Source organism: Hymenobacter terrenus (assembly GCF_000972495.1).
Taxonomy (GTDB): Bacteria; Bacteroidota; Bacteroidia; order Cytophagales; family Hymenobacteraceae; genus Hymenobacter; species Hymenobacter terrenus.
Window position 1 is genome coordinate 188862 of sequence record NZ_LATM01000008.1, and the last position, 10419, is coordinate 199280.

General features: G+C 57.0%; 6 protein-coding genes and 1 tRNA gene. 6 read left to right on the plus strand and 1 reads right to left on the minus strand.

The window, feature by feature from the left end; all coding sequences use genetic code 11:
* Positions 1–156: 156 nt before the first annotated feature.
* Positions 157–1275: a DNA polymerase IV gene (gene dinB, locus WX88_RS12860; protein WP_046244785.1), complete on the minus strand. Its 1119-nt coding sequence runs from the start codon at positions 1273–1275 to the stop codon at positions 157–159.
* Positions 1276–1459: 184 nt separating this feature from the next.
* Between dinB and WX88_RS12865 the strand changes: the two genes are divergently transcribed.
* From WX88_RS12865 to WX88_RS12890, 6 genes are all read left to right on the plus strand, one after another.
* A tRNA-Asp gene (locus tag WX88_RS12865) sits at positions 1460–1535 on the plus strand.
* A 280-nt stretch (positions 1536–1815) separates the two neighbouring features.
* Positions 1816–2406, plus strand: coding sequence for an RNA polymerase sigma-70 factor (locus tag WX88_RS12870; protein ID WP_052732639.1), 591 nt, complete (start codon positions 1816–1818; stop codon positions 2404–2406).
* Positions 2407–2591: 185 nt separating this feature from the next.
* Complete coding sequence (locus tag WX88_RS12875) at positions 2592–3629, plus strand: FecR family protein (protein ID WP_052732640.1); 1038 nt, start codon at positions 2592–2594, stop codon at positions 3627–3629.
* 7 nt (positions 3630–3636) lie between these two features.
* Positions 3637–7134 carry a SusC/RagA family TonB-linked outer membrane protein gene (locus tag WX88_RS12880; RefSeq protein ID WP_197076773.1) on the plus strand — a complete coding sequence of 1166 codons (3498 nt, stop codon included), beginning with the start codon at positions 3637–3639 and terminating at the stop codon, positions 7132–7134.
* A 67-nt stretch (positions 7135–7201) separates the two neighbouring features.
* On the plus strand, positions 7202–8707 hold the full coding sequence (locus WX88_RS12885) for a RagB/SusD family nutrient uptake outer membrane protein (RefSeq protein ID WP_046244786.1): 1506 nt from the start codon (positions 7202–7204) through the stop codon (positions 8705–8707).
* Between the two features lie 479 nt (positions 8708–9186).
* The coding region (locus WX88_RS12890; RefSeq protein ID WP_197076774.1) for a right-handed parallel beta-helix repeat-containing protein at positions 9187–10419 on the plus strand (1233 nt) is incomplete at its 3' end.

Sequence of the window (10419 nt, forward strand, 5' to 3'; positions counted from 1 at the left end):
ACCTGCTTCCGGCTGCACGCGGGCGCAAGCCAGGTCAGACTGTAAAGATGATGCTTAGCTAACCAGAATCGCACCAGTAATTACGGTACAAAGTCGAAAAGCAACCGAATTAGTTGCGGGGGCGGCCACTTAAGTTATAGCATACCACTATAAGTCCTACAAGCTCAGGGTCAGCTGCCGCCCCACCAGGGATACTCCGGCCGCCGGCTGGCCCGTGTTCAGGTTGGATAGTGACACTCCCAGCAGCCGCACGCCTTTCGCCAGCGGAAACAACGACTCTATCAACTCCCGGCAAATGCGCTCCATTACGGCTTGGTTCGGAATGGGGCCCACGCTACTGCGGCTACGCGTGATTTGCTGGAAGTCCGCAAACTTTACCTTCAGCGTAATGGTACGGCCCAGCACGCCGCTGCGCTGGCAGTACTCCCATACTTCTTCGATGGAAGGCCGCAGCCCATCCAGCAGGTCCGTAAATGCGGTCAGGTCCTGGGCAAACGTGGTTTCCGAACCCACCGATTTGCGCAGCCGGTCGGCTACCACCGGGCGGTGGTCCTGGGCGCGGGCAATAGCGAAATAGTAGCGCCCCATTTTTCCGAAATGCTGCTGCAAAAACGCTTCGGTTTGCTCCCGCAGGTCGGCCCCGGAAAAGATGCCCAGCTGATTCATCCGGGCGGCCGTGACCGGACCCACGCCGTGGAACTGCCCCACCACCAGCCCTTCCACAAAGGCCAGTCCTTGCTCGGGCCGCACCACAAACTGCCCGTTGGGCTTCCGAAAGTCGGAGGCCAGCTTGGCCAGAAACTTATTGTAGGAGATACCCGCCGAGGCCGTCAGCTGGGTTTCAGCCAAAATTTTAGCCCTGATTTCCCGCGCAATCTGGGTGGCCGAAGCCATCTGTTTGAGGTTGTGGGTCACGTCGAGGTAGGCTTCGTCCAACGACACGGGCTCAATCAGTGGCGTGTACTCGGCAAAAATGGCACGAATCTGCCGTGACACTTCTTTATAGACCGCAAAACGGGGCGGCACGAATACCAAATCCGGGCACTTGCGCAGCGCCGTAGCAGAAGGCATGGCCGACCGTACTCCAAACTGCCGGGCCTCGTAGCTGGCCGCCGCTACCACCCCCCGCTCCCGGGCGCCCCCCACTGCTAGGGGCTTGCCGCGCAACTCAGGATGGTCGCGTTGCTCCACGGAAGCATAAAATGCATCCATGTCCAAATGGATGATTTTGCGAATGGTCGCCTCACTCACTATTTTTACTATTTTTTCTATCAAAGATAAATAGCGAGTTATGAAGTCGAAAATCTGGTTTTACAGCAATCTGAGCCCGATATTATTCGATAAACAGCTAATCTTTTCGTACCGGAATTGCCCTATAAACAAAATATTAACACAACAATAATATTTAAAATTATTTTCTTCCGGAAATTATTTTACGTAGTTTCACATCAACAAACCCTGTGGGGTGGCGGAACTGGCAGACGCGCTAGCCTATCTCGCTAGTAAAATTAGAGGTTCGAGTCCTCTCTCTACAGCAAAAGCCTCAGTGCACCCGCACCGGGGCTTTTTGCATTAATCCCTTTTTCCCTTTTGCTGGCGTCTGCATTGGTCTCAGTCAGACCAATTGCTATGAACATCCATCTTCTCCTACCATATCTGCCGCTCGTACCAACGTCTGGCTTTTACCTGAGTAGCGGTGGTCCGATTATCGGCTTAGTTTGGAATCCTTCCAGCAATACCCAGCCTGTTTTTGGCAATTTCACGGCTTCTAACGTCAATTTCCTGTTACTTTTATACAGATTTAGCAGGCACCCATTGGAAATTGCGCGCGGTTTTTCGGAATCCTATTGTCTTCGCCAGATTAAGCTGGACGATGAGCGTGCGTTTGATGCACTATTCCGGCATTATAGCTCGCTGGTTTACCGTTTCGCATTCAGCTACCTGAAATCCCGGGTCGAAGCTGAGGAGATTGTGCAGGACTGCTTCCTTAAAATATGGGAGAAGCGCCAGCAGCTGCGCGACGACACGCCCCTGAAAGGCTACCTGTTTACTACGGCGCACCACGCCATTCTCAACCAGCTGCGGCGTGGCCAGCATCAGCTTCGCTTCCAATCACACGTGGCGGGCTTAGTGCCCAGCACAGCTACCAACGGGGCCGAGTACTCCGAAATGGAAGCCTTATATCAGGCCGCGCTGGAAAAACTGCCGCCCAAGCGCCGGCAGATTTTTATACTCAGCCGCCAGCAGGGCCTTTCTTATCCAGAAATTGCCAAGCAGCTCAACCTGTCGGTGAAAACGGTTGAGACACAGATAATGCAAGCGCTTAAATTCTTGCGGACCTATTTCCGGGCCAATGGCAACGAGATACTGGGTGTAGTGCTGGCGCTGGCGCTGGGCGCCAGCTAAAATATTTTTTCAGGGGGAGTAAGGGGGATGCCGGCTTGCAGTGTAGTACTGTACTCCGAGGCTGGGCTGTGTTTGGTAGCCCATTTGGGCACGAAGCCTCGCGGCCAGTGCTTGGCTCCTTGGTTTTATAATGATTGTGGCACTCCCTAGCGTGCCAACTCTGCTCGCCTGAATTACCGAATTATATGCAGATACTCGTTACCGCTACCCTTGTTGCCCGCTATGCTGATGGCCGTGCCTCGGCTGCCGAAGCTGTTGCCGTGCGCGCTTGGCTGGCCCAGCCCAGCAACCAGGACCAGGCTCAGCACTGGATGCGCCAGCACTGGGATAAGCTTGCCCAAGCTCCTCCCCCAGTTCCAGACTCCGACCAGCCCGACTACGAGGCCCTACTCGGCCACCTGCATCAGCGCCTAAACTTTGGCCAACCGCCGGCCCAACGCCGCCAGCCTACTTCTACTTGGTACCGCTGGAGCGCGGCCGCGGCCGTAGTTGCCACTCTGGCTGGCGGCGCCTGGTGGCTGCGCACTCCACCAGCCCCCGTGCAGGTGGCCACCGCCTACGGGCAAACGCGGCAGTTGCACCTGCCCGATGGCTCACAGGTTACTCTCAACGGCCACTCGTCGTTGCGCTACGCCGCTACCTGGGGCTCCGATAAGCCGCGCGAGGTCTGGCTCGATGGCGAGGGCTACTTCGCCGTTCAGCACCAACCTAACCACCAGCGCTTCATCGTGCATACCGAGGCTGGGTTCAACGTGGAAGTGCTCGGCACCCGCTTCACCGTCAACCGTCGGCGCGACCTGGCCCGCGTGGTGCTGCTCTCCGGCCAGGTGCGGCTGCACTTCGACAATGCCAAGCAGCCCGACCTGCTCATGAAGCCCGGTGAGCTGGTCGAAACGCACGATGCCCAGCCTGCGGCCGTGGTGCACAAGGCCGTGCGCACGGCCCCCTACGCGGCCTGGAAAGATGCCCGGCTCGTGCTCGACGAAACCACCATTGCCGAGCTGGCGGCCCGCCTGCACGACACCTACGGCCTGGAGGTGGCGGTGGAATCTCCCGAACTCAACAACCGAAAAATGACCGGCACCGTGCCCGTGCGCGACCTCGACATGCTACTACTGGCCCTACAGGAAGCTTTTCATCTGCAGGCTACCCGCCAGGGTAACCGCATTCTGCTCTCTGCACAGCCTTCTTCTCATGCTAATCCCACCACCAAATTCCCATAAACCCCCAATGAATATACACCCTATGCACAAGGCGTGGCACTACGCCCGTCCGGCAGGCCTGGTAGCCGGTGTGTTACTACTCGGCAGCACCTGCTCTCCGGCTTCGGCGCAGCTGCTGGCTTCCAGCTACGTGCGGCAAATGCCCGCCATGGCTCCCTCACCGGTGGTCGAAATGGTGCCTCTAAAATCGTTGCTTAAGCAATGGGAGGGCGAGTATCAGGTTTCCATCTTTTATGAAAGCAAGCTGGTAGGTGACAAGCGCGTGCCGCTGCCCACCAACGAAGCATCTTTGGAAGCGCGCTTGAATGAGGTACTGCCGCTGGCCGATCTGGGCTTTAAAAAACTGAACGATAACTACTTTATCGTAACAGAGAACGTCAGGCCCGCAGTGGTCTTGCCGCTGGTCAACAGTAAAAAAGCCGTGCAGGATGTCACGGTATCGGGCCGGGTAACTCAATCTAACGGCGAAGGCTTGCCGGGCGTGACGGTGCTCGTGAAAGGCACCAATACCGGCACTTCGACCGGGGTCGACGGCAGCTTTAGTCTCAGCGTACCCGAAAACAGTGTACTGGTTATCAGCTCAGTGGGATTTGTAAAGCAGGAAGTACCCATAACTGGTGCAACCACCGATTTGGTTATTAAGCTGGTAGAAGACACGCAGGCCCTGAAAGAAGTGGTGGTGGTAGGCTACGGCACTCAGGAGCGCCAGAGCGTGACCGGCGCCGTGGCCTCGGTTTCGGGCCGCGACATTGCGGCGCAGCCGGTGGCCGACCCGGCCCAGGCCATTCAGGGCCGGGCAGCTGGGGTGCAGGTGGTGTCCAACTCCGGCTCGCCGGGCGGGCAGGGCGGCACGTCCATCCGGATACGCGGCATCACGTCGGCCGGCAACAACTCGCCGCTGTACGTGGTTGACGGCTTCCCATTGCCCGCGGCCGTTAATGGCAGTGGCAACGCAACCGGCACCGAACTCAGCAGCATCAACCCAAATGATATCGAGAGCATTGATGTGCTGAAAGACGCTTCGGCCACCGCTATCTACGGGCTGCGGGCTGCCAATGGAGTGGTCATTATTACCACTAAGCGGGGCAAGGCGGGTACCTCCAACATCAGCGTAGAGGGCTACGTAGGCACGCAGAGTGTATGGCGGAAAGTGCCGCTCCTCAACTCCCAGCAATACGCGCAGCTCAACAACGAGGCGTATAATAATTACAACACCCAGACTACGAGCGATATCCGGCCGCTCAATCCGCTCTTCGACACCCCCGAGAAAATAGCGGCTCTCCCGACAACCAACTACCTGGACGAGATATTCCGCCCGGCTAAAATCCAGAATTACTCCATCTCGGCCACGGGAGGTAGTGAAAAGGCCCGGTATGCCGTTAGCGCGGGCTACTTCCAGCAGGATGGTACCATTATTAATTCCAGCGCCCAACGCTTTACGCTGCGGACGAATGGGGACGTGCAGCTCTCCAAGGTTTTGAAGATTGGTAATACACTGGCCCTCAGCCACCAGGAGGAAAGGCCGTTGCCGAATGAGAACAGTGAGTCGGTGGGTCCCATCCAGCTGGCTATTCAGGCGCCGCCGTTTTTGCCGGTCCGCAGACCCGATGGCCGCTTCTACGAGTTTGGCACTACTCCTACTGACCGGTTTGGAGAGCCTAACCCCGTAGCGGAAACGCTGCGGCCCAGTCTGAAGAACAACCGCAACCGGGTTACGACGACCTTGTTCGCCGAGCTGGAGCCACTGAAGGGACTACGGGTGCGGACCAATATTGGTGCCGACCTCCAGTTCAATCAGAACGACCAGTTTTACCCCTCCATTCCTGGTTCCGTTCGGTACACGCCCCAGCTTGCTTCTGCAAACAGCAACTCCAACTATTCTCCCAGCTACCTGATTGAGAACACCGTAACGTACGACCACCTGTTTGCTGAAAAACACCAGGTGACCCTACTGGTTGGGCAATCGGCTCAACAGTTTGACAACTTCTACCTGGGGGGTACCCGGACGGGCTACCTAACCAATACCTTACAAGGCCTAGACCAGGGCCCCCTTAACGACCAACGCACCAACACTGGCGGAAACAGTCGTAACCGATTGCAGAGCTACTTTAGCCGGGCCAACTACGAGTTTGCGGGCAAGTACCTGCTCTCGGCCATTGCCCGTTATGATGGGTCTTCGGCCTTCGCGGAGGGACGCAAGTTCGGCTTCTTCCCGGGGGTATCGGTGGGCTGGCGCTTGTCGGAGGAAAGCTTCCTCAAGGATATTACCTACCTCACCAGCCTGAAGCTGCGAGCCGGCTACGGCAAGGTGGGCAACCCGCTCAACGCCGGCAACTTCGGTTATTTGTCTACCATCAACTCCGGCATTATCACGGGCTACGTATTCGGCACAGGTGCTCAAAACCAGTTGATTGGGGGCGTACCCACCCGCCTGGCGAACACCGAGCTACGCTGGGAAACCAACGAGCAGTATAACGTGGGCGTGGACGTAGGCTTGTTCCAAAACCGCATTTCGGGTACCATCGATGTGTATAGCCGTAAATCGCCAAACCTGCTGGTCAACGTACCGGTATCCAGAGTATCAGGCACCAGCGACGACATTCCTACCAATGCGGCTTCTGCTACCAACCGCGGCATTGACTTGTCAATCAGCACGGAAAACTTCACCAGCAGTGACAATGGATTCACCTGGTCAACAACCCTGAACGTATCGGCTTACCGCAGCGAGATTACATCGCTGGGCGCAGGCAGGCCTTTCAATGGCCAACTTGCCCGGGGAGGCTCCAGCCTAGTGCGCTACGATGTAGGCCAGCCTTTTGGGGCTTTCTACGGCCACGTGGCCGATGGGCTGATTCAGACGGCCGATGAGCTAGCCGCTTTGAACGCCGCTTCACCAACCAACTTCTATCAAAACGCGGGCACTGCTCCAGGTGATATCAAGTTCAAGGACTTGAACGGCGATGGCGTTGTAAACGGCAGTGACCGGACCTTCATTGGTGACCCAAATCCTGATTTCACGTATGGCTTAAACAACACCTTTAGCTACAAAGGCTTCGATTTGAACGTGTTTTTGCAGGGTTCGCAGGGCAACGACGTCTATAACCTGAACCGCTATTACCTTGAGGGAGGAGGCTTGGCCGCCGCAACGAACGCAGGCGCCATCGCGCTGGAACGCTGGACCGGCCCCGGCACCAGCAACTACGTTCCCCGGGCCGTTTTCAGCGACCCCAACCAGAACAGCCGCGCTTCCAGCCACTACGTAGAAGATGGCTCCTACATGCGGATTAAGCTGCTTACGCTGGGCTACAACCTGCCGGCCTCGCTGCTTACCGCCTTGCACAGCCAGCGCATCAGAGTGTATGTGAGCGCTCAGAATCTGGCGACCTTCACTAAATACGACGGCTTTGACCCTGAACTCGGCAACCAAGGCAACAGTCTGGGTGTTGACCGGGGCATCTACCCGCAGGCGCGCGTCTTCCTGGCTGGTATCAACCTGGGCTTTTAAGCGTCCAGGCAGGCCGCCCCTCACTCCTTAACTTTTGCTTAATATGTTGATAAATCCTCCGTTTCCGATGAAGAAAAGAGTCTTTGGTACCGCCTTGCTCACCCTGGGGTTGCTGGCTGGCTGTAGCAAAGACTACCTTGAGTTGCAGCCGCGCAACGCGGCTTCGACCGAGACGTTTTACACCAATGAAACCGATGCTATTCAGGCTACTACCTCGGCCTACTCGCAGCTAAACAAGCAGGGAATGTTCAATGGCTCTCTATGGGCCATTGATATCATGTCGGACAACTCTGTTACGGGTGGGGGCGGCGCCTCCGACGGCATTCAGTTTCAGCAGGTCGACAATTTTCTAATTCCACCGACCAACGCGGTTGTCACCAACCTCTTTCAGCGCGCCTACGTGGGAATTGGCGCGGCCAATCAGGTGCTGTTTAACGTGCCGGGCATCTCGATGAACGAAACCATTAAGAAGCGGTGCCTGGGCGAGGCGCAGTTTCTGCGGGCCCTGTACTACTTCTACCTCGTGCGAACATTTGGGGATGTACCCCTGGTGCTGGTGCCAGCCAAATCGGCGGCCGAGGCCAGCAGCGTGACCCGCAGCCCGGCTGCCGATGTATATACCCAAATAGAGAAGGACTTGCTCGACGCCATCGAGAACCTGAAGGGCCTCGCGCCCTACACGGGCAATGACGTCGGCCGGGTCACTGAGTGGGCCGCCCGGGCGCTGTTGGCAAAAGTATACCTCACCGAAGGTAAGAAGTCCGAAGCCGCCGTTCTGGCCCGGACAGTCATTGATGGCTCTGGTAAAAGCCTCTGGGCCAATTATGGCGACAACTTCAAGCTGGAGAATGAAAACGGGCGGGAATCCTTGTTTGAGGTTCAGTTCAAGAGCGGGCTGAACGGATTTACACAGGATGGGCCCGGCTCGGCGATTAACGAGTATTGGGGAGCACGCTTCTTTGGCGACCCCTACGTGGTATCTGGCGGGGGCTTCGGCCAGAATATTCCGGAAAAAGAATTTGTGGATGGCTACGAACCCGGTGATACCCGCAAGGCGGTGACCGTCTTCGTGCCGGGCGACCGGTACCCCCCCGACCCGAAGAACCCAGCCGGCCAAGTGCAGCCAGCCTCCCTCCAGGGCTCCCCTTTCGGCTTCAACGTGCGCAAGTTCTTCGTTGGCACGCTACCAAACGGCTTGGATTCGCCCCTCAACGTCCCGGTACTGCGCCTGGCCGAAGTGTATCTGATTCTGGCCGAATCCGTTGGTCCAACGGCGGAGGGCCTGGAAGCTATCAACAAAGTGCGGCGTCGGGCTTTCGGCTTGCCCATCAATACGCCCTCGGCTAGGGACCTGACGGCGGCTACGCCCAACTTTGAGGCGGCCGTACTGCGGGAGCGGCGCTACGAGCTAGCCTTCGAAATGGACCGCTGGTATGACCTGAAGCGCACCAACACGCTCCTCACCAACCCTAATCTGGTAGCCAAAGGCATCAAACCAATCAACGTGGTTCTCCCCATTCCGCAAGCTGAAATTGATGTTAACCCCAGGCTGATCCAGAACACAGGCTACTAAAAAGCCTAGCTCAATCGACGGGCCGACTGGTCGATTGGAATACAAGCAACGTAGTGCTGCCAGTAGGCAGTTCTAAAATTCAAAGCCGTCATGCTTAGCGCGCCTAAGCATGACGGCTTTTTTTATTCATCGAAAAACGAATAATACAATTGGCGTGGGCCTCTTTTCGAGCTAAGAACTGTAAAATGCTGAACGCGCTGACGGTGCTGATAAGAAACGCTGAGCAAAGAATTTTTCGATAACGAGCAATAAAAATGATTGAACAAGCAAAAATATTGCAAATACTTATCTTTCTTTGCTCACATTGCTGCACATAGCAAGGATTGCTAGCACTCTGGCAGGTGGCAATTACTCCAGTTACCGAACTGCATATCAAATTTTCAACCTACACCATTTCAGGAATATTCTAGCTTCACTTTTTCCATAAACCTTTTTCAATCAAAAAACCCAAAATGAAGCACTTACTTTTACCTTTGCTTGTGGCTATAGGCAGCTTCTCCAGCGCCCAGGCCACGAACTACTATGTCTCGTCTGGAGCCAACTCCCTCGTGACCGGCGTCAACGCCATTGGCGGGGGCCGTGGCCTGAGCCCCAGCCTGCCCTTCGCTACCATCCAGTACGCGGCCGACCTCACGCTGCCCGGCGACACCGTGTTCGTGCGCCAAGGTACCTACACCGGCCAGTTTTCCTTCAATCCTACCCTGGAGGTGACCCGGCCCGGCGCTGCCGGCGCCTGGATAGTGTATTGCAACTACCCAGCCGACGCGCAAAGGCCCTTGCTGCAAATCCGGAACAACACTTTCCAGGGCATTCGCGTCGCCAATGCGGCGGCGTACGTGGAAATCAATGGCTTCCGCGTGCAGGGCAACAACCGCAACGTGACGCTGGCCGACGCCCTCAACCAGCCCACCAGCTGCGCCAACCCTACGGGCAGCCCCATGGGCATCTACAACGCTAACGGCATCTCAACGAGCGGCACCGCTACCGCCGGCTATCCCCATCACCTGCGCTTCGTCAACAACGAGGTCTTTGAGTGCGGCGGGGCCGGTATCGCCACCGGGGACTCAGACTACGTGACCATTGAGAACAATCTGGTGTACAACAACTGCTGGTACACCCGCTACGGCACGAGCGGCATCTCGATGAACGCGAGCCGGAATTTCGACACGGCGCCGGGCTACCACATGATTATCCGCAACAACCGCAGCTTCGGCAACCGCCTCTATGTGCCGTGGCGCAGCGGTACTGGCCCTACCAGCTGCCGAGGCTACACCGATGGCAATGGCATCATCCTCGACGTGAACGACACCAGTGACCCGGCCACGACCTATACCGGCAAGTTTCTGGTGGCCAACAACCTCTGCGTGAACAACGGCGGCAGCGGTTTCCAGTGCCTGAAAACCTCCAACATCGACCTCATCAACAACACGTTCTACTTCAACTCGCGCACCCCTGAGCGCAACCCCGGCGACCGCGGCGAGGTCTTCACCAACCAGTCGAAAAACATACTGGTGCAGAACAACATCCTCGTCACCGACAACCAAACCAAGGTGAACGCCAACTTCTCGACGTCAGGCTTGGTGTACAACTATAACCTCTTCTTCGGCGGCTACCGCACCGATATTGCGGGCACCAACACCGTAACCGCGGACCCGCAGTTTGTGAACCCGACCCTGGACCCGTTCACGGCCGACTTCCGCGTGCAGGGCACC